The organism is Corynebacterium faecale (genome assembly GCF_030408735.1).
Classification (GTDB): domain Bacteria; phylum Actinomycetota; class Actinomycetes; order Mycobacteriales; family Mycobacteriaceae; genus Corynebacterium; species Corynebacterium faecale.
Window position 1 is genome coordinate 1,513,934 of sequence record NZ_CP047204.1, and the last position, 20,404, is coordinate 1,534,337.

At 60.2% G+C, this 20,404-nt stretch carries 17 protein-coding genes and 1 riboswitch; of the genes, 5 read left to right on the plus strand and 12 right to left on the minus strand.

Translation table 11 applies throughout. The features are described 5' to 3' along the window. Positions 1 to 5: 5 nt before the first annotated feature. The 3 genes from CFAEC_RS06935 to CFAEC_RS06945 all read right to left on the minus strand — a co-directional run bounded on the left by CFAEC_RS06935 (position 6) and on the right by CFAEC_RS06945 (position 4,745). Complete coding sequence (locus tag CFAEC_RS06935) at positions 6 to 2,237, minus strand: bifunctional hydroxymethylpyrimidine kinase/phosphomethylpyrimidine kinase (protein ID WP_290275369.1); 2,232 nt, start codon at positions 2,235 to 2,237, stop codon at positions 6 to 8. Continuing rightward, on the minus strand, positions 2,234 to 3,046 hold the full coding sequence (thiM, locus tag CFAEC_RS06940) for a hydroxyethylthiazole kinase (protein WP_290275371.1): 813 nt from the start codon (positions 3,044 to 3,046) through the stop codon (positions 2,234 to 2,236). Before thiM ends, CFAEC_RS06935 begins: the two co-directional genes overlap by 4 nt. Next, positions 3,040 to 3,147: riboswitch (TPP riboswitch) on the minus strand. It overlaps the preceding gene by 7 nt. Before the next feature lie 164 nt (positions 3,148 to 3,311). Further along, positions 3,312 to 4,745: an NAD(P)/FAD-dependent oxidoreductase gene (locus CFAEC_RS06945; RefSeq protein ID WP_290275373.1), complete on the minus strand. Its 1,434-nt coding sequence runs from the start codon at positions 4,743 to 4,745 to the stop codon at positions 3,312 to 3,314. Positions 4,746 to 5,130: 385 nt separating this feature from the next. Between CFAEC_RS06945 and CFAEC_RS06950 the strand changes: the two genes are divergently transcribed. Continuing rightward, positions 5,131 to 6,447 (plus strand): class I SAM-dependent methyltransferase, encoded by a 1,317-nt coding sequence (locus CFAEC_RS06950; RefSeq protein ID WP_290275376.1) that lies wholly within the window; start codon positions 5,131 to 5,133, stop codon positions 6,445 to 6,447. Positions 6,448 to 6,468: 21 nt separating this feature from the next. Here CFAEC_RS06950 and CFAEC_RS06955 read toward each other — a convergent pair whose 3' ends face one another. Then, the gene (locus CFAEC_RS06955) at positions 6,469 to 7,872 is read right to left on the minus strand and encodes an MFS transporter (RefSeq protein ID WP_290275378.1); all 1,404 of its coding nucleotides are present in this window, start codon (positions 7,870 to 7,872) and stop codon (positions 6,469 to 6,471) included. Positions 7,873 to 8,101: 229 nt separating this feature from the next. Beyond that, on the minus strand, positions 8,102 to 8,578 hold the full coding sequence (locus CFAEC_RS06960; RefSeq protein WP_290275380.1) for a phosphoribosyltransferase: 477 nt from the start codon (positions 8,576 to 8,578) through the stop codon (positions 8,102 to 8,104). A gap of 446 nt (positions 8,579 to 9,024) precedes the next feature. Here CFAEC_RS06960 and CFAEC_RS06965 point away from each other — a divergent pair, with 446 nt between their 5' ends. Beyond that, positions 9,025 to 9,597, plus strand: coding sequence for a manganese efflux pump MntP (locus CFAEC_RS06965; RefSeq protein ID WP_290275382.1), 573 nt, complete (start codon positions 9,025 to 9,027; stop codon positions 9,595 to 9,597). A 13-nt stretch (positions 9,598 to 9,610) separates the two neighbouring features. Continuing rightward, positions 9,611 to 10,612, plus strand: a complete 1,002-nt coding sequence (locus tag CFAEC_RS06970) for an arsenic resistance protein (RefSeq protein ID WP_290275384.1) — start codon at positions 9,611 to 9,613, stop codon at positions 10,610 to 10,612. On the opposite strand, the gene CFAEC_RS06975 is transcribed toward CFAEC_RS06970, so the two are convergent. Beyond that, positions 10,595 to 12,226, minus strand: a complete 1,632-nt coding sequence (locus tag CFAEC_RS06975; protein WP_290275386.1) for a hypothetical protein — start codon at positions 12,224 to 12,226, stop codon at positions 10,595 to 10,597. The two genes, CFAEC_RS06970 and CFAEC_RS06975, sit on opposite strands and share 18 nt — an antisense overlap. Positions 12,227 to 13,266: 1,040 nt before the next feature. On the opposite strand from CFAEC_RS06975, the gene CFAEC_RS06980 reads away from it, so the two are divergent. Beyond that, positions 13,267 to 14,790: a SulP family inorganic anion transporter gene (locus tag CFAEC_RS06980; protein ID WP_290275388.1), complete on the plus strand. Its 1,524-nt coding sequence runs from the start codon at positions 13,267 to 13,269 to the stop codon at positions 14,788 to 14,790. A 150-nt stretch (positions 14,791 to 14,940) separates the two neighbouring features. Here the strand turns inward: CFAEC_RS06980 and CFAEC_RS06985 are convergent, their stop codons facing one another. The 3 genes from CFAEC_RS06985 to CFAEC_RS06995 form a co-directional block, all read right to left on the minus strand. Continuing rightward, positions 14,941 to 15,123 (minus strand): hypothetical protein, encoded by a 183-nt coding sequence (locus CFAEC_RS06985; protein ID WP_290275390.1) that lies wholly within the window; start codon positions 15,121 to 15,123, stop codon positions 14,941 to 14,943. Positions 15,124 to 15,126: 3 nt separating this feature from the next. Then, complete coding sequence (locus CFAEC_RS06990) at positions 15,127 to 15,792, minus strand: YceI family protein (RefSeq protein WP_290279828.1); 666 nt, start codon at positions 15,790 to 15,792, stop codon at positions 15,127 to 15,129. A gap of 152 nt (positions 15,793 to 15,944) precedes the next feature. Beyond that, complete coding sequence (locus tag CFAEC_RS06995) at positions 15,945 to 16,295, minus strand: hypothetical protein (RefSeq protein ID WP_435384213.1); 351 nt, start codon at positions 16,293 to 16,295, stop codon at positions 15,945 to 15,947. A gap of 297 nt (positions 16,296 to 16,592) precedes the next feature. Between CFAEC_RS06995 and CFAEC_RS07000 the strand changes: the two genes are divergently transcribed. Next, on the plus strand, positions 16,593 to 16,985 hold the full coding sequence (locus tag CFAEC_RS07000; protein ID WP_290275392.1) for an RNA polymerase-binding protein RbpA: 393 nt from the start codon (positions 16,593 to 16,595) through the stop codon (positions 16,983 to 16,985). Positions 16,986 to 17,236: 251 nt separating this feature from the next. Here CFAEC_RS07000 and CFAEC_RS07005 read toward each other — a convergent pair whose 3' ends face one another. The 3 genes from CFAEC_RS07005 to CFAEC_RS07015 all read right to left on the minus strand — a co-directional run bounded on the left by CFAEC_RS07005 (position 17,237) and on the right by CFAEC_RS07015 (position 20,379). After that, complete coding sequence (locus CFAEC_RS07005; RefSeq protein WP_290275395.1) at positions 17,237 to 18,052, minus strand: polyprenol monophosphomannose synthase; 816 nt, start codon at positions 18,050 to 18,052, stop codon at positions 17,237 to 17,239. A gap of 69 nt (positions 18,053 to 18,121) precedes the next feature. Further along, the gene (lnt, locus tag CFAEC_RS07010; RefSeq protein WP_290275398.1) at positions 18,122 to 19,777 is read right to left on the minus strand and encodes an apolipoprotein N-acyltransferase; all 1,656 of its coding nucleotides are present in this window, start codon (positions 19,775 to 19,777) and stop codon (positions 18,122 to 18,124) included. Beyond that, on the minus strand, positions 19,774 to 20,379 hold the full coding sequence (locus tag CFAEC_RS07015) for an FxsA family protein (protein WP_290275400.1): 606 nt from the start codon (positions 20,377 to 20,379) through the stop codon (positions 19,774 to 19,776). Before CFAEC_RS07015 ends, lnt begins: the two co-directional genes overlap by 4 nt. Between the last annotated feature and the right edge of the window lie 25 nt (positions 20,380 to 20,404).

A 20,404-nucleotide genomic window follows, 5' to 3' on the forward strand; every position in this document is an offset into this window, starting at 1 on the left:
GTGAGCTAGATCCAACCCTTCCTGGTGGCCTGGTCGAAGAACTCGCGTTCATGGACACAGGCACTGAGGTAAGCCCGGGCCGCGGCAACACGTTGCTGTGGACCTGCTCCGGCCATCGCCGTTTCCACGCGGGCGATAGCTTTTCGGGCTCCCGTGAGGAATTCCTCACCTGAGTAGGTATCCAGCCAGTCGCGGTATGGATGGTGCTCATGGTTCTGCGCAGCCAGCAGAAGTCCAATCTCGGCGTAGAGCCAGTAGCAGGGCAGTACCGCCGCGGCACCCACCACATAATCATCGGCATAGGCCCGGGCAACCAGGAAATCTGTATACGCCATGGTCACGGGGGAGGGTGCGGTCACGCCCGTGTCAGCCAGGCCCCTGGCCAGATAAGTGCGGTGCAGTTCCGCCTCCACCACAATGCACTCGGCGGCACTGGTGGCCCACTCCACCTGTGCAGGGGCGTCCGGCGCCTTGGAGCTCAGCACGGCCAGTGCACGGGAATACTGGCGCAGATAGTGGGCATCCTGATCGATGTAGAAGATGAACTCCTGAGGTGACAGGGTGCCATCACCCAGTCCCCGGATGAATCCGGAGTCCATGATCTGCCCCATGACCTCGCCGGTGGCGGCCCACAGCGCCTCGGTGAAAGGCCCCGCAAGGGCAAGGGCTGGAACTGGACTCTGTACCGAGGATGGAACCACCACATCATCAACCCGGGAGCCAGTCAGGCCCGTGACCTGCAGGTGTGGCCACGGCGTTGTGTCTGCGGCACGTAGCATCCGTTGATGCATGGCGAAGTGATCCACCGGCCCACTCCCGGAACCCACCTGAAGCGCATCGGAGGCGCGCAATGCCTCATTGAGCCACCGCGTGGACCATTCCAGGGCATCCTCCACTGAGTTGTCCAGGACAATCCGTGTGGCAAGCGCCGCCGAGAGGGAGCAGCCCGTGCCGTGGGAATTGGTGGTGTCCACCCGTGGATTGCTCACGGGATGGACACTGCCGTCGGGACGGACCACTGCATTGTCAGCATTCGGGCCATTCAAGTGACCACCCTTGACAATCACGATGGTGTTGTTCTGTGCCGCGAAGGTCAGGGCCTGGCGTACGGCGGTGTCCATCGATGGGGCTGGCGGTTCGTCGCAAAGCACAGCGAGCTCGGGGATGTTGGGGGTGATCACATCGACCTCGCCGGCCAGCTCGAGCAGCGCGTCCGCGGCATCCGCGTCCAGGAGGCTGTCGCCGCTGGTGGCCACCATGACCGGGTCCAGGACGACAGGGCCGTGGTCACGTTCGCGCAACCACCGGGTGACCTGGCGGACCGTGGCGGCACTGCCGAGCATGCCGAGCTTGACCGCATCCACCGTCACATCAGAAAACACCGACTCCAGTTGCTGATCCAGAAACTCCGCGGGTGGGGTGTGCACCGAGGTGACACCGTGGGTGTTCTGCGCGACCAGCGCGGTGACCACGGACATGCCGAAGCCACCGGCGGCCGCGATCGATTTGAGGTCAGCCTGCACACCCGCACCACCTGTGGGGTCAGTGCCGGCGATCGTGAGCACACGGGGACGGGAGGGCGTGCGTGCGGCGTCGATCAGCGCACGCAGATCACGCGCCGCCCCACCCGGATCGTTGGCCGCCATGATCTCCGACACCACACACAGACCATCAACGTCGGTACGCGCAAGCCTGGACGCATTGCTCAGATCCACACCGCCAATGGCCACCGACCGGATCCCGTGGCGCCTGCACACGGTGGCAATGTCTGCCACCCCGTCAACCCCCAGGGCTTGAGGTGCATCAGGTTTGGTGGCGGTGTCATGCACCGGACCGAGACCGACCACGTCGGGCAGTGCCACACCGGCGCGCTCACACCCGGCGATCACGGTGTGCAGCTGCTCCATGTTCTCAATGGTCAAGCCCACCATTAGGTGATCGGGGAGAGCCTGGCGCGCCTCCACATAAGGGATATCCCCCTGACCGATGTGGAGGTGGCATCCGAGTTCCACCGCGGTATCGAAGCGGTCGTTGAGAAACAGCGGGCGCTCCAGACGATCGCAGATTTCCTTGAGCTCCACGGCGCGGGCCCGGAAGGTGGCGGCATCGGCGTCCTTATCACGCAGCTGCACCACGGTCACACCTCCGGCGGCGGCCTGCTCCACGATGCCGGCGACCTTATCCGGCCCACCGCCAAGCTTCGGATCGGTGACAAGATAAAGGCTGAAATCGGTCACTGCTGTTCCTCCCGGATGCTGGTCAGATCTTCGAGTTGCGCACGGTCGAGTTCATACAGTGCGTCGATCAGTGCCACGGCGAAGGAGCCCGGCGCGCCCGCGCGGGTGGCGGCGATCTGACCGGCGGCACCCAGGTGGGCGTGTGCGGCGATCACGGCGTCGTGGGCATTGATGTCGGTGTCACGTGTTGCACCGAGGTATGCGGCGGTAAGCGCCCCCAGGGCGCAACCGGTGCCGATGACCAGCTGGAGCATCGGGTCACCGGATTCCAGCCAGGTGACCCGTCCCGTTGACACAATGAGATCCTCAGGTCCGGTCACCGCGACCACACCGCCGGTCTGTGCGGCGAGCTGCTGGGCTGCGGTGAGGGCGCCGGCGACGTCATCGGTGGAGTCAACACCACGGCCACCGGCTCCCAGGCCGGCGAGCGCGACGATCTCGGAGGCGTTGCCGCGGATTGCGGCAGGGTGCTTATCCACGATTGATTGTGCAAACGCCGTTCGTTCCGGCAGCCCGCCCACACCCACAGGGTCAAGCACCCACGGCGTACCGGCTTCGGTGGCCCCGGCAACGGCCTGGTGCATGCCTTTGTACTGTTCGGCTGAGGGGGTTCCCGGATTGATCAGAACGCCGTTGGCCACCTGTGCGAAGCCAAAGGACTCCGCGGGTGTGTCTGCCATGGCGGGTGTTGCCCCGGAGGCAAGAAGAGCATTGGCGGTGAACTGCATGACCACGGTGTTGGTCAGGCATTGAATGAGAGGAGTGGTGGCCCGCACGTGTGCGAGCGCGTCCAGATATGAGTCAGCCATCAAACGGCCATCCCTTCGCTAGTATGAGCTAGAGCAGGTTCATCGGGTGTGATCTCAGCTTGTCCAGTTGATTACTGTGACAAACACCCCGTGCCTAGCCCACACACTAGCAAAAGGGTGCGGTTGGGAGATCAATAGGTGTTCAGACCATGGAAACGGAAGATGGCGCGGGCATGTTCCACAGATGATCCGGCTGCGGTCGCGCACCAAAAAGCCTCCTGTGGCCACTCAGTGCTGAGTGGCCACAGGAGGCTTGGTTTAACTACTACTTTTCGTGACGTGCCTTCTCGATGCTGCGGGTGGCACCGTAACGGGTGGTGTCCAGCAGTTCGATCGGGATGTCCGCGTCCTCGGTGTCAATGACCTGGCCGAGCTTGGCCAGCGCAGTGCGGGCGTGCAGCTGCTGACGGGTGGTCTCCAGGTTCCAGCGCTTGCGGGACAGGGCGTTGAGGCCCCAGCTGATCGCAGAGACGAAACGGTTGCGGAAGCCGACCAGGAACATCAGGTGGACAGCCAGCCACAGCAGCCAACCGATGAAACCGGTGACCTCGACCTTGCCCATCTTCACCACTGCGGAGAAGCGGGACACGGTGGCCATCGATCCCTTGTCAAAGTAGTCGAAGGCCTCGCGCTCAGTGTTGGAGCGACCCTCCACCTCGGCGGCGATCTGCTCTGCCACGTACTCGCCGCCCTGGATGGCCACCTGGGCCACACCCGGGAGTTTGTCCAGCGCCATCATATCGCCGACCACGAAGACGTTTTTGTGCTCGCCCACGGACAGATCAGCGTTGACCGGAACGCGACCCGCGCGGTCGACCTCCACGCCGGCCTGATCGGCGACGAGCTTGCCCAGTGGGGAAGCGGCGACACCGGCGGACCAGATCTTGCAGAACGCCTGGATGCGGTGCTCTTCGCCGTCCTTGGTCTTGTAGGTGACGGCGTTTTCATCAACATCGGTGACCATGGCGTTGAGCTTCACGTTCACACCGAGCTTTTCCAGGGTGCGCTGGGCGTTACGGCCGAGACGCTTACCAAAGGGAGGAAGCACCTGCGGGGCGCCGTCGAGAAGCACGATTTTGGCGGAGGACGGGTTGAAGTTGGTGTACTCACCAGCCAGGGTGCGATGTGCCATCTCTGCCAACTGTCCGGCGAGCTCCACACCGGTGGGGCCGGCGCCGACGACCACGAAGGTCAGCAGGCGCTCACGCTCAACCGGATCCTCACAGATCTCCGCGCGCTCGAAGGCACCGATGATGCGGGCACGCAGCTCCAGGGCATCATCGATCGTCTTCATGCCTGGTGCGAACTGTGCGAAGTGGTCATTGCCGAAGTAGGACTGGCCTGCACCGGCACCGACAACGAGGGAATCGTACTCGTAGACGCGGGTATAGGAACCCAGGGATGCAGTGACGGTGCGGGCGGTGATGTCAATGTTGGTAACCTCACCCTTGATCACGTTGACATTGTCCTGACCACTGAGGATCTGGCGCGTGGATGGTGCGATCTCGCCCGAGGAGAGGATACCGGTGGCCACCTGGTAGAGCAGTGGCTGGAAGAGGTGGTGGTTGGTACGGTCGATCAGCGTGACATCGACATCTGCCTTGGCCAGGTTCTTGGCGGTGAAAAGACCGCCGAAGCCGGAACCGATGACGACGACATGATGGCGGCCGCCTTCGGGGCGGGTTGGGTTCTCGGACATAGGGGTCACAGTCTCCTGGTCGTTGATAAAAATGGATGCACGGGGGGCGCTCAGCCATGAGACGCCATATACCTTATAAACAATAGTCCTAAACGTGTGAACCAACAGGATCGGGTGGCCCAACCCTGTCTGTTTTGGGGGAAAATGTGGTTTTTCCGCCCGTATTTTTAACTCAAGCCCTCGTTTATGGGGTTATTTATGGCGTGCGTCACCACAATAGCAGCACGAACATTCTGCAGGTGGTGTATCGCGCGAACAAGATGGCGAACACTGTTAAACAGTCGCGCCTCCGCCGGTTGGGGGCCAGTTCCGTCTACACTGCAGTGAGTATATTTTCCCGTGTCAGCCTGATACCCGCATAGTCTCCTGGAGGTGCATGAAACGCATGGTAGAAGCGCGTTTGCACCATCTGGAATCAATCGATCCCGAGGAGTGGCCAGGGGTGGCCACCGTACCGGACTTCCCACTCAGAGGAGTCCGCGCCCGACAGGCGGAAGCTAGGTTTGCAAAGGCCTGCGAGAACGCCGGTCTTGACCTCGTAGGTGATGAGCCCGATCTCACAATCGACCATGAAGAGTTATTTTCGCGTCTCGCGGCCACCGGATGGCTGGGATTGGCCGAAAGTTACATGGCAGGCGAGTGGCACAGTGACAAACTCACCGATGTCCTCACCGCGCTCCTGGGCGTGGGTTACCGCCCGAGGGGCAGGTTCCAGTCCGCCTTCACCCTTCCCGATACCGCCCGGGATAACGGTGGCGCGCTGCCGGCGGAACTGATCCGTTTGAGTTCCGGTGATGGGATGAGCGCCTTCGGTGGGGTGTTCGCCTCCGGTGTGCCCACCACGGTGCGCACCGCGGTGAAGAGTTTTGTTCCCGGCGCGGGGCGAAACCGCGAACCTGGATCGCACTTCGTGGATGTCACCACCATCGCCGATCCGGTGGCCGTGGAGCGGGAGGATCTGGGTGAGGCCCAGCGCAGGGCTGCGTCAACGCTGCTGGATGCCGCAAAGGTGCGATCGGGTTCCCACGTCCTGGAGTATCCGGCATCCGGTGGAGCGGTCTCCATCCTCGCTGCACGCCGCAACGCCACGGTGGATGTCCTTACTGCAGATCGCGCCCAGGTCTCTGCCCTGGAGGAGCTGTTCATCCTCGCCGGGGTGGAAGATGATGTGCACATCCGCAAGCTTCCCGCTGCCGTCCCCGGAAAGTTGGACTGGGGTGGTGCCTATGACTCCATCGTGTCCATGGAGAAGCTGGAGGTGGTCGGGACCACCGGGGCGAAGAAATACATCAAAGCGCTGGATCGGATGCTGTCCACAGGTGGGTATGTGGCCATGCAGTCACTCGTGGCCACGGAACAGCTGGGCCCCGTCGCCCGTGAGGCCCTTGGGATGTTGCGTGCCTATATCTGGCCGGCGCTGACCTATCCCACGACACAGCAGGTACACGAACTCGTTGATCGGGGCTCGTCCCTCCGGGTGATCGCCGAGACGCATTTCCCGGGGCACTACCTCAAGAGTGTGCAGCTGCAGCGCGAGGTATTCGAGGGCCAGATGCGCGAAGCGGCGGCCGACGGTTTTGATGCCGTCTTCCGCCGCATGTGGGTCTACCACTACGCACTCATTGAAGCCATGCTCCGACTGGGCTACCTGGGCGCCGCGCAGTTCACTCTGACCACGAGGAACCGACGCGGGCGCAGGTAAGTTCGCCGGGATGTTGAAGGACTAGACCTGGGTCAGGTCGTTGTTCCTGTTTTCCTTCATGGTCAACACGGCGATGAAGGTGATCAGGGTGACGATGATCAGGTAGATACCCACCTGCGCAACCCCGTAGGACGCCACCAGCCAGGTGGCGATGAACGGAGCCACAGCGGCACCCAGAATCGAGGAGACGTTGTAGGCGATGCCTGAACCGGTGTAACGGACGTTGGTGGGGAAGAGCTCAGGCAGAATGGCGGACATCGGTCCGAAGATCAGACCCATGATGGACATGCCGAGGGTGAGGAAGAGGAACACGGTTGGCTTGGTGGCGGTTGCGGGATCCAGCAGGGCTGTGAAGGTCATGCCGAAGGCGAGCAGCAACACGGACGCCAGGATCAGGGTCTTCTTGCGGCCCCACACATCCGCCAACCACCCGGAGATCGGGATCATGATGGCGAAGAACGGGATGGTGGACAGCTGCAGCTGGAGGAACTCGAAGTAGGGGATGGACAGGCCGAGCCCCTGCGAGCGGTCACCGATGCCATAGGACAGGATCCAGGTGGTGACCAGGTAGAACAGAGTGTAGGTGGACAGCATGATGAAGGTGGCCTGCACCAGGGGGCCCCGGGAGGTGGCGAACAGTTCCTTCAGTGGGGACTTCACGCGCTTGCCCTGATCCACGGCCTGCTGGAAGACGGGGGTCTCCTCGAGGGCGAAACGCACCCACAGGCCGATGATGATCATCACCGCGGAGGCCAGGAACGGCACACGCCAGCCCCAGCTCATGAATGCACCCTCGGCATCGCCGGTCTGGTGACCGAGTGTCGCGACGAGGATGAGGAAGAAGCCATTGGCCAGGAAGAATCCAAATGGTGCTCCCAGCTGTGGCCACATGGCGGCGCGGGCACGGTGACCCGGTTCCGCATTCTCACCGGCCAGCAGCGCGGCACCCGACCACTCACCACCCAATCCCAGTCCCTGACAGAAGCGCATGAGCGCCAGCAGGGCCGGGGCGATGATGCCGATCTGGCCGTAGGTGGGAAGCAGGCCGATGAGGATGGTTGCGATACCCATGGTGAGCAGCGAACCGATCAACGTGGCCTTACGTCCCACGCGGTCACCGAAATGCCCGAAGACGATGGATCCCAGCGGGCGCGCCACGAAGGCGAGTCCGAAGGTGGCAAAGGACGCCAGGAGGTTCACCGTGGGATCATCATTGGCGGGGAAAAATAGAATTGGGAAGACGGCAACGGCTGCGGTGGCATACGCATAGAAGTCATAGAACTCGATAGTGGTGCCGATGGTGGACGCCGCCGCAACGCGGCGTTTGGTGGCCTTATCGACGACGAGAGGTTGTCCCGTACCCGGCGTTGGGCTGCCGGGGTGTGCGGTGGTGACTGCCGAGGATTGTTCGGGCAGGGATGACATGACTGGTGAATCCCCTTCATTTCTGCTGAGAAAAATAAGTATCATCTCAGGATTCCACAGGCATTTCCCAGTTGCCAATCCCACGCCATGGAACAAGGAGGATTAAGGTTCCGCATGGTGGGATGAGGGGGTGGGTGTGGCTGTGGCGTCGATAAGCTGAAAGCGTCGGGGAACACATAAACCCCCGAGCTGCACAGGGCAGCTCGGGGGTTGGGCGCGAAGGCTCCTGTCAGGCCTGCGCCTGCACGGGAGGAAGGCTGGACCAGGGGAAGTTGATCCACTTGTCGGTCTTACGCCAGACATAGTCAGGCTTGAACACACTGTGTGGCTTCTCGTAGATCACCGCGGTGCGAACCTCCACCACATTATCGCCCAGGAACTCATGAACCAGTTCCATGGTCTTGCCGGTATCGGCGACATCATCGGCGACGAGGATTTTCATGCCGCTCAGGTCGACTGCCTTCGGCGTGGGTGGGAGCATCAGTGGCTCCTGGAGGTGTTCACCCACGTCGGTGTAGAACTCAACGTTCATCACCGAGACGTTCTTGATGCCCAGGGCATAACCGAGGGCACCGCCGATCAGGAGGCCACCACGCGCAATGGACAGCACGCAGTCAGGCTTGTAGTCATTGATAATGTCCTGGGCCAATTCGCGCATGGCCGTGCCGAAGAGTTCATAGGTGAGAATCTCGCGTTCCGCTGTCATGGGTTTGAGTCTATCCAAGGTTTGATTCATCCAAGCAATCAGCCTTTGTTTAACTCCGCTTCACCCTGCGTTCATAAAGCTGTCCAGAAAGCATGCGAGGGGCCTGGCCAGCGGTTTAAACAAAAATGTTCGCCAGAATGAACACTTATCTTCCAGTGTTTTGATCATGTTGATACGTGTTGACTTCTGCCCGTCGAGGATCAATACTGGGTAACCGGAGCGAAAACCCTTTCAGTGGTTTAAGCCTGAGATTTTCGAAGGGGAGTAGTTCCACAACCGCGATGATCACGGTTGTGCGGCACAGTCGACATACTGGTGCACGTTCCCTGCACCCGGCCTGCCACCCGCTGCAGCTGTGTTTTCAGGGCGAACGAGACCTTCGGCGTACACAATCGCCGGGGGTCTATTTTTATGCCCAGGCACGGTCAGAGGAGAATCATGCCACCATGTCCCTAGCCCATGTCATGTTGCTGTCCTTCAGCGTCGCAGCAGATGCCTTCGCCTGCTCCATTGCACGTGGCACCGTGATCCGCGTCAACGCATTCAAACGTTCCCTCATCCTGGCGGCCATCTTCGGCATCTTCCAGATGGCCATGCCGGTGATCGGATGGGGAATCGGTTATTTCTTCGCCGAGCTGAGCTTCATCGCGGCCATTGATCACTGGATAGCCTTCGTGCTGCTGGTGGGTGTGGGAGCCAAGATGATCTGGGATGCCTATCACCCGGATGCTGAAAAGCCCCTTGTGGACACCGGGGACGTTCAACTCAGGCCCGCTCTCATCCTCGGCCTGGCCACCAGCATCGATGCCATGGCGGTGGGCATGGGCCTCGCCTTGATCCATGCACCCATCCTGCAGGTGGCGTTGGTGATGGGGTTGCTCACTTTCGCCCTGTCCCTGGCCGGTGCCTGGATGGGACACCGTGGTGGTGGTCGATTCGGGAAATGGGCCACGCTGGGCGGGGGACTGGTCCTGATGGTCCTGGGTGCCAATGTCCTCCTGGACCACCTGCTCGGTTAGACTCCCTGGGGTTATGGACTGGTCGAGATTAACGTCGAGATTAACTCAGTGGTGTGATAGGCATCAGATCCCGTTGTACCTGCTGGCGATCCTTCTCGGCGCCCTGATAGGTCTAGCCGCGCCCTCGGTGGCACCAGCCGCGGAAGTCGCAATCAACCCGGTGCTGATAGCGCTCTTATATGCGACCTTCCTGGGGATCCCGTTGACACGGCTCGGTGGTGCGGTTCGAGACATCAGATTCTTCGGGGCCGTCATGTCCTTGAACTTCCTGGTGGTGCCCGTCGTGGTGTTCGGTCTGAGTAGATTCATCGCCCATGACCAGGCACTGCTTGTAGGTGTTCTCCTGGTGTTGTTGGCTCCATGCATCGACTACGTCATTGTGTTCGCCGGCCTGGCCGGGGGAGACCACGCGCGGCTCCTGGCCGCGGCGCCCCTGCTCATGTTGGTGCAGATCCTGTTGATTCCCCTGTACATGAGCCTGATGGTGGGGTCCGAAGTCTTCCAGGTGATCGAGCTGAGAGCTTTCGGAGAGGCCTTTTTGCTGCTCATCGTGGTGCCATTGCTCCTGGCCGCCCTCACACAGTTTCTGAACCTGACCCGTATCATGGCTCTGTCTGAAGCTTTCATGGTGCCACTGATGATGCTGGCCCTGGCCGTGGTGGTGGCCTCACAGATCGATGCCGTGAGCCATCAGCTCGGGCAGCTTCTTCACGTAATCCCGCTGTATGTAGCCTTCCTTGCCATCATGGTTCCATTGGGCATGAGCATGGCGAAGCTCTTCAGACAGCGGGTGCCTGCGGCACGCGCGGTGGTGTTTTCTGGAGCGACCCGCAACTCACTGGTGGTCCTGCCGCTGGCCTTGGCACTGCCGCCTGGACTCGAATTGGTTGCCGTGGTGGTGGTGACCCAGACGCTGGTCGAGCTGATCGGCATGGTGATCTTTGTCCGTCTCATCCCCAGGTTGGTGAAAGACCCGTGGGAGGGCCGGGCAGAGCTGTCAGACCAGCGGGGCTGATACCTCCGCGATGGCTTTGTCACCGTCAGTGTCCTTGTCAAACACCGATCGGGTGTCCAGGGAGATGATGTTCTCCACAGGTACCTCCGCCAGTGCGTCCGCGGCATGTCCCGGTTCGGACATGGAAATTTCAGGGGGAACCAGCTTTTGGGCTACACGGAACTGGAAATCCAGATCAAGGAACTCTTGCAGCACAAGATGCGCCACTCGGGTTTGGGATCTTAGATCGAGCTCTTTTCTGGCGTCGGTGACGTCTTCGCCTTCATTCTCCCAATCCCAGTATGGATCAAGGTACCGGTTCCAATACTTGGTGTGGGCTATTCCCAGTCGTTCGGATGGGACGTGGGCTTCGAGGGAGTGGATGCGGACCCGGACATCGCGCACCCCAGAGCCGAAGATCGGAGCGATCTCTCCACCCACGGGATCACCGTAGAGGCCCTGCACCGGGAAATAGGCATTCGACCACCGGGTGACCGAGAAGAGGGCTGCATGATGTGCCACCAGGGCGTTCTTGTTCCCAGACGTATATTCTCCCGGGTAGAAAATCCCGCGCCCGATGTCCGGTGGGCAGGATGGATATTCACGCTGGCTGAAACTGTCTGCTTGCAGAGCAGGATCATCATCGAACATGAGCCAGTCAGCGTGAGCCAGGGGAGAGCCCAAGGTGATGAAATCTGTCACCAGCCACTTCGCCCCCCGGGCCCGCGATTCCTGCCACAGTGCATGCTGGATCTTCTGGAACTCAAGGACATGATCAGTGGTGGGTGCCGTTGAATAATCAAGAACCTTCCTGCCAAAGGATCTCGCCAGGTGATCTGGTTCTGTGCTTTCGGGGTCGGGGTGCCGGTATTCATCCCAGGTCAGACGGAGGATGTCCAAACCGACCACTGATCCCAGGCTGTGCCCGACAACAACCACCCGCTCGTAGAAGCCTGCATCGTGGAGCTGGTGTAGGAGACATATACCCGCGTCCCGGATCTCATTCCGTGCCCTGATGTGTCTGGGATGGGGCACGAAGTATCTCGGTGGATCGGCAATCACCTCGTTGATCGTGTTGAGCAGCCTGGGCCCGTAGCGAATCAACACAAACGCCAGCACCGCGGTCACGATCGCCCATGGCAGGTTCACCAGCACCAAGACTTCGGGGGACAGGTCTCCTAATCCACGAATGATAGTTGCACCAGATAGTACTGTGAGCGCCAACCACAGGATCAGAGCCACGGGGACGATGAGTTGCAGCAGCATCATGGTGAGCTTCACCTGTGGACCGTGGTTCCAGAAAGGACGCCGTCGCATATTCTCCCAGACCCATTTGATCGTGTCTCGTCGGTTTCCCGTGCCGAGAAAATGCGCCCAGTAGAGTTCGTAGAAGTCCGTCTTCAGTCTCGCCGGTTCATCCCCGGAGGCACTTCTTTCACTCGTGGAGAATCGCCGCAGGTCATAATTCTGATTTTCGATAGTCGTGCCGCGTTTATAGGGGCGACTGAAAAATTGCTGATCTTCGTCATGTGTTCCCTTGAGGAAGTCGCGGAGGGTTCCCATGGGGCGCTGTTCGCCCATCCCATGGATGATGATGACGGCTTGCCGTTTATCATATTCGCGTTGGATAGCCATGACTAATCATATCCTAAGCAAAATCGTACGGGAAGGGTTGTGAATTTAATTCTGACCAGCTGATATAAAGAAATCTTGAGATATATTCTTGGTTGCACCGTAGGCAGGAGCGGACCGGAGGGGTATCTCACGACCTTTGCCGGGCCAGCTACTCATTATCAAAACGAATAGATCAACCAGTCAGCTGGGAGTTCCGGCATTTCGTCACAGTTAATCTGGCCAGGCTGCCACGAATCGCTTCGTCAGCCACATGGCCGCGCACCTACGGGATCTTGCACTGGACTGGGCAGGGCTTGTCTGGCCAGGGGCCGAGTTAATCCGTGCGGGAACCTTTCATGGTCGTGGGTGACGCGATGGGAGGGCAAGGGGGAGTCTGGTTGAAGAGTTCTGGGAGTTAGGGGCCTGGAGGAATTCTGGGCAGACAGGCTCCAGGGGGAGATCCACATCCAGCCAAAGTGACATAATGTACATTATCGGACAATAACGAATGCTTGCCTGAATGTCTGCGCCCGGGCCCGTCGGCACGTTTAGCCCCGTGGGCCCCCTCGGTGCCCTTGATGATGTTGTTTCCGCCAGACCCCCAAGGAGCCAGCCAGACCGAACTCCCGGATATTCCTGAGTGCCATGTCGATACCCGCGCCATGGTCCTGGCCGAGCCGTGTGGCACCGTCTAAGGTGTCTCATTGCAACCGCCCAAACCCTGGAGAAATCTGACACCTTTGCGCGGAGGCATATGCCCCGGACTGGTTGCTGAATATGGCAGTCCAGACAACCCGCCAAAAGTGTCGAATCCGACACGGCCATGGGACCTTGACGCACAATGAGGCCTCCAGGTGCCGAAAATCGCACAATCCCTCAATCGTTTCCCGGCACCCACGTCAAGCCCATTACGTCACACTGACGAAACCTCCTTCAATCGTGTGGAGTTTATCTCAGGTCAGGGATAGTCTATATACTTCCGGGCCGGCACTTTAGGTACTACCATAGATGTTAGTGAAAGTCCCCTGCTGGTAACTCTTCCTTCAAGACAGGACTCAATCGTGTCAACCACCCTCATCAAATCTGAGGACCAGACCCTGGCACCCATCGGCGTGCTGGCGTCATTTCGCTTTGCCTTCTCCTCCGCCCGCCGATTCCGCATCGAGGTCCTCGGGGGCCTGGTCGTGGCCCTCGCGCTGATCCCGGAGGCCATTGCTTTCTCCATCCTCGCCGGTGTGGATCCGCGCATGGGACTGTTTGCCTCCTGCACCATGGCCATGGTCATCGCCTTCACTGGCGGACGCCCGGCCATGATCTCCGCCGCCACAGGTGCCGTGGCATTGGTGATCGCCCCAGTTGTCCGTGATCACGGGGTGGACTACTTCCTGGCCACGGTCATCCTGGCCGGAATCATCCAACTTGCCATGGCGTTTCTCGGAGTGGCCAAACTGATGCGTTTCATTCCACGCTCAGTCATGCTCGGTTTCGTCAACGCGCTGGGTCTGCTCGTGTTCTTCGCACAGATCCCCCACCTCATCGATGTCCCCTGGGCTGTCTATCCCCTGTTTGTCGTAGGTCTGCTCATCATGGTGCTCCTGCCCAGGTTTACCAATATGGTGCCGGCGCCCCTCGTGGTCATCGTCATCCTCACCGCCGTGGTCTGGGCCTTCAACATCAATATTCCCACGGTGTCCGATCAGGGTGAACTTCCATCCAGCCTGCCGGAACTGATCTTTCCCAATGTTCCACTGACCCTGGAAACCCTCCAGATCATCGCGCCCTATGCCTTTGGCATGGCTCTGGTGGGACTCATGGAATCCCTCCTGACGGCCAAACTGGTGGATGACATCACCGAAACCCATTCTGACAAGACCCGCGAAAGCGCCGGTCAGGGAATCGCTAATATTGTCACGGCCCTCTTCGGCGGCATGGGTGGATGTGCGATGATTGGCCAGACCATGATCAATGTCAAGGTCTCCGGAGCCCGCACCCGCCTGTCCACCTTCCTCTCCGGATTCTTCCTCCTCATCCTCATCCTGGCGCTCGGTGAGATCGTGGGCATGATCCCGATGGCAGCCCTCGTCGCCATCATGGTCGTGGTCTCGATTGCCACCGTCGACTGGCGCTCTGTTCACCCACGCACCCTCAAGCTCATGCCGCTGAGTGAAACCATCGTCATGTTCATCACGATCGCCGCTACCCTGGCCACCGGCAACCTCGCGATCGGCGTAATCTCGGGAGTGGTCACCGCGATGATCCTGTTTGCACGCCGCGTGGCACACCTGGTCGGGGTTTCCCGGTCAGTGCGTACCAACGACGATGGCACCACCACGAGTGTCTATGCCGTCTCCGGTCAGCTGTTCTGGGCATCTTCCAATGATCTGGTCTACGCCTTCGACTACTTTGATGATTCTGATGACATCATCCTCGATCTCACCGGGGCGGAAGTCTGGGATGCCTCCACGGTGTCCACGTTGGACAGCATCATCCACAAGTACAAACAACGCGACAAAGTGGTCACCATCATCGGTCTTGAAGGCCCCAGCTTGGATCGCCTGCGCCGACTGTCCGGAAAGCTTGACTGATACCGGCGCTTCATGGCGAAGAATATTAAGAAGGATATTAAGAGCGTCAGTAGGAAATAGAAACAACCCACCATCTCTACCCATGCTGCCCGGCACCTGTGCCGGGGAGAAGAGATGGTGGGCTGTTGTTCGTCGATAAGCGTCGGATGCCTACGTGTTTTCGCGCTGGGGGCGGTGCATGTAGGCCGTGCGCAACTGCCAGGCAGTGATCAGGGTCAGTGCTATGCCGATCAGGCTGATAATCCAGGTGGATTCCCACAGCATGAACAATGTGAATCCGATCAACACGATGAAGCGCAACCAGAGGGCGGGGATCATCCGCGATGCCATCATGGCCTATTTCTCCAGCGCCAGGCGGACATTGATCTCGCCCATCTCATCGACCTTGGCGGCCACGAACTCCGGGGTCTCCACGCCGAAGTCCAGACGGTTGATCTCAATATCGGAGGCGATGATGACCTGGTTGCCGTCGCGGAGCACATCAAAGGTCGGGGTGACCTCGTTGGTCTGGCCGTGGATGGTCAGCTCGCCGGGTACGACAACCTGGCCGACCGTGCCGTCATCAGGAACATCGGAGAGATCAACAGGCTCGGTGACCTCGAAGGTCGCGGTGGGGAACTCATCGGTCTGAAGCAGCTTCATTCGGACGTTAATGTCGCGCTTTTCCTGATCGGTGGTGATATTGGACATGTCCACGGTGATCAGCGCGGTGGTGAGCGCGTTATCAGCGATCTCCACGGTGCCGGTGACATCATAGGTGGAACCGGAGGTGGTCTTCTCTTCCCCCGGCAGGATCTCATCGAAGGTGAAGCCTGCGGAGGTGTAGTTCGGGATGTCCCCCGGGATCACCGTCCAGGAACCATTCACGTCGGTGGAGGCAGGTTCGGCACCGTCGGTCTGGATGCCCTCGGTCTTGACCCCTGCGCCCATGATGAGGCCGTAGAGGGGTGGAACCACAGCCACCAGCGCCAGCAGGACAACGAGGACGACGGCGACCACCATGATCGGGGCACGCAGGCGTGCGGCGGTGCCGGCCTCGCCCTTACCGCGGTCATTGCGGGGGCCGGGGCCCTTCGCGTTCTGGGTGGCCGCACTCACGGTCGCCTCATCTGCGTTCGCGGGATCATCATTCGGACGGTTTTCTGAATTGTTGCTCATGACCTCAACTTCTCAATTTTTCGAGCCAGTTCCACCAATTCGCCGCAGAGCGCGGAGACCTCTCCCGGGCTTTCGCCCTCGCTTACCGCGGTGGCCACATCTTCGGCCGCGCACCGGAGTTCAAAGAGGGAATCCCGCAGTTCCTCGGCCCGGTCCGGTGTCAGGATGACAGCGTTCGCGGGGATGGCGGTACCTGAGACATTATTGCGCTGCTCATAGGCGCGCTGCCGGCACGCCTGGCTACAGTATTTCCTCGGCCGACCACGACCTGATGCTGTGATGTCCTTTCCACACCAGGCACACGTGGGCACCTGCTGGGTTGGGATGAAATTCTGCACGCGTAACACATTAGTCTATCTGCGTCCATAGAACGATTCGTGTGCTGAGCACCTCATTTATAAGTCTTACCTTTGACATTCCGAACGGCTGTGCGGTCACAGGTTCAGTCCCATGTTCAACTGACACCACCCCCAGTGACGCTGCCACGTTTCCACAGGTGGGCCTTTAACCACCCTCGACGGCGACAGGGTAGAATGCCGGGGGAACAAATATCGAGGTTTATTCGTTATACCTGATGACTGTATCAAGTCAAGAAGGCTTGACTACTGTATCCGCATTACCGAGGGCAAAGGACTGATACCTAGATGGCAGATCGCGTTCTTCGTGGCAGCCGCATGGGCGCCGTGAGTTATGAAACCGACAGGGATCACGACCTGGCACCACGCCAGCTTGTGAAATACCGGACCGAAGACGGAGAAATCTACGAGGTCCCCTTCGCTGATGATGCGGAGATTCCCGAGGAGTGGATGTGCAAGAACGGTAAGCTCGGCACCCTCGTTGAGGGTGAGGGCGTGGAGTCCAAGCCGGTCAAGCCACCACGTACCCACTGGGATATGCTCCTCGAGCGTCGCTCCATCGAGGAATTGGATGTTCTCCTCGAAGAGCGCGTGGAGGCGCTGCGTAAGCGTCGCCGCAACGCAGCGAAGCTGCTGAAGGCTCAGCAGGAAGCCGAAGAGGCCGAGAAGGCCGCTGAGTAGGCTTCTCCCCCACGACAAAAACAAGGCGGTGCCCCAACCAGGTTTCCTGGTTGGGGCACCGACCTTTTTGCGCTTTACGACGACAATCCCATGCCCTTCGTTCAGGGATCACCGCGCTGCTGATCCTGATCGGACGGCAGCACAATCCTTAAGGAGTCCGAGGATGAGGACCACCACGGCTAGGAGAAACTTCCCCAGTGCCACGCACCCGGGTCGCCTTCCTCTCGCCATACCTCTTGCCGCCCCGGTGATCAGAACCAGTCGTTGCGCTTACGCCAGTGCTTGTATTCGTACTTGACCAGGCCAGCCATTTCCTTGGACAGGGCCTTCGCCTGCTCACTGCGGTGCTTCAGGCCCCACTTGGTCACCTCGAGGAGGGAATCCTTGACAAAGCTGCCGTCAAGCTTCGATTCACCGATCTCGCGTTCGGTGAAAGTGATCGGAACCTCGCGGACATCAAAACCGAGTTCAACGGAGCGGTAGGCGATCTCCACCTGGAAGATATAACCGGCCTGGGACAGTTCATCCATCGGCAGGGCTTCAAGGACCTCACGGCGGAAGGCACGGTAACCGGCGGTCATGTCAGACAGTCCGGTGCCCAGGGCGAGGGACACATAGACGTTGCCGCCCTTGGACAGGATCCAGCGGTCCCTCGGCCAGTTCACCACCTTGCCACCCGGGATATAGCGGGAGCCGATGACCAGATCCGCACCGTTATCAATTTCAGCCAGCAGCAGGTGCAGCTGTTCTGGGGCGTGGGAACCGTCAGCATCCATCTCGCAGAGAATCTGGTAGTCACGGTCCAGGCCCCAGCGGAAACCGGCGAGGTAGGCGGCGAAGAGGCCATCCTTGCTCTTGCGGTGCATCACGTGAATGTGGTCATCTGCGGCCGCGAGTTCATCGGCGCGGTCACCGGTGCCGTCAGGGCTGTTGTCATCCACGATGAGGACATCGACATCAGGGGTGGCGGTGCGAACACGGTCCACGATGAGCGGCAGGTTCTCCAGCTCGTTGTAGGTGGGGATGATGACCAGGGTGGTGGTAGCCCCTGCTGCCTCAGTGCTCATGGTGATGGGCCTCCTTGTCCGCGTTGAGCGGCCTAGATGTCAGGGTTGACAGTGATAAAAGTGTGTGGATCACGCGCGTCGGGCAGACGCACGAACCGGGGCGCCACGCTGTGCGCTCTTCCCCGCCGCCGCCTTCTTGGGATGAGGCTTGGCGTCCTTCCGCCCGGAGGTGGTAGTGCGGGAACGGGCATTAAACCACAGTGCTGCGATGCCGGCTAGTGAACCAATGATAACCAAGACCATTTCAACATAGAAACCCACACGTGCCGCGAGGGTTATGGTCTGCTTCAGTGGGATATCTGCCGTGAGGGTGGCAGCCTCAAAAATTCGAGTACTTTGTTCCACCTGGCCGTCCGGAGTAACAATAGCCGACACCCCGGACGTAGCCGACACCACCACTGCCCTATCGAATTCGATGGCGCGCATCCGACTCATGGCCAGCTGCTGATAAGTCATGTCGGTGAAACCGAAGGTGGCGTTGTTCGTCGGGGTGGCCAGGAACTCAGCACCAGCGGCGATGGCGTCACGCCCCGCCTGGTCAAAGATCACCTCATAACAGGTCTGGATGCCCACCACCACGGCCCTACCCAGTTTGGCCGCATCCATGGATACGGTCCCGGTGCCGTCACCCGGCTGGAAGTTTCCGGCTGCATCCACCCAGGGTGAGAACATCCGGAAGAAATCACGGTAGGGCATGTACTCGCCGAAGGGCTGCAGATATTTCTTGTTGTGGTACTCCCCTGCGCCTGTCTCCGGATCGAAGACGATCATGGTGTTGCGGGATCCCACCTCATCGCGGGTGATGGTGCCCACCAGGATCGGAGCCTGGGCGCTTTCCACCGCAGAGGTGATCAAGGTGGAGGCTTCCACATCAGTGAAGGGGTTCACGTCCGAGGAGTTCTCAGGCCAGATGACCAGATCGACCTGGCTATCCAGGTTCCGGGTTTCCCGGACATGGTTGGCCAGAACCGCCCGGCGTTGGGCGTTGAACTCCAGTCCCATGCGTGGAACATTGCCCTGGACGGCGGCCACCTCAATGGTTTCTGAGCTGGTGCCTTCACGGTCCACATAGAACGAGGAGACCATGCCGATCACCATGATCAGCGCAGCCACCCCGAGTCCGGCCAAACGGGTGCGGCCAATGATTGCCACACCCACTCCCACGGCCACCAGCACGGTGGCGGTAGTGACCAGTGCGGGTCCTCCAAGAGCCGTCAGGTTGGCCAGGGGTCCGTTTACCTGCCCCCAGGCGAGTCGCACCCACGCAAAACCCCCGAAGGGCCAGTTGCTGCGCAGATATTCCACTGCCACGTAGGCGAGAGGGAAAAGGAACACTCCCCATTTCTGCCAGCGTGCCACGGCCACTCCGGCGGCACCGAGCGCGATTGAATACAAGGCCATGACCACGGCGAGCGCGATATAGGGCAGATTGCCCACGAACTCACCGATCCAGGGCAAAAGCAACAGGTACTGGACCAGTCCGTGGACAAAGCCCAGGAGCATGCCCTGGGCCACGGTGGGCCCGGTTGCCAACTGCTCCCGCAGTGTCACCGGATCAGTCTTCTTGCGTTTTTTAGCAGGGCCCCTGAGATTCCACGGGGCCAGCGACACATAGAGCAGCGTGATGCCGACGATGCCGGCTAGAAACCACCCGATGGGTTCATAGGAGGCATAGACGAGGAGGCCACCCAGTCCCGCGATGGCCAACCGGATGGATAAGGTCACTTACCCTCACCATCGTTGTCGCGCTCATCCTCGTCTGAGGGCTTGCGTTTCGGCGTACCGAAATCTTCAGGGCGCAGGTCAGCGGTCCACTCCTGGATCTGTTCCTCGTCGAGAACAACGGGCTCCTCCGGGGTGGGACGGTTGGTCCCGGATGCTGCACCGAAACCACCGAAGCTGCCGAAGTTTCCATAGGATGCCTCCCCACGGTAACCGTTGGCGGCCTGGAAACCCTTGACGCCCAGATCCTCGATCTTGGACCGCAGGCGCTTGGCCAGTGTCTTCCTGAACAGGGTTCGGGTGGGCGGGAAAATCAGGAGCAGGCCCAGGATGGAGGTGACGAAACCAGGCATGACCACCAGGATCGCACCGGCTGCGGTGAGACCGAAGTTGCCGGCGATGGCACCGGCGCTCCCCTGCCCGGACTGTTGGGCGATGGCGGCGGCGCGGCTGATGCGTTGCATCTCAAAGGCAGCCAGGATGAGGCCGCCGAAGAAAGCGAGGAACAACAGGCCGATGGCCCAGCCGATACCCAGCCACATGACAACCGCCATGAACGCCAGGATCTCGATGACAAAATATGGAATAGCTATTGCTGCAGGCACACCATTACCCTACCTGCCAGCACCC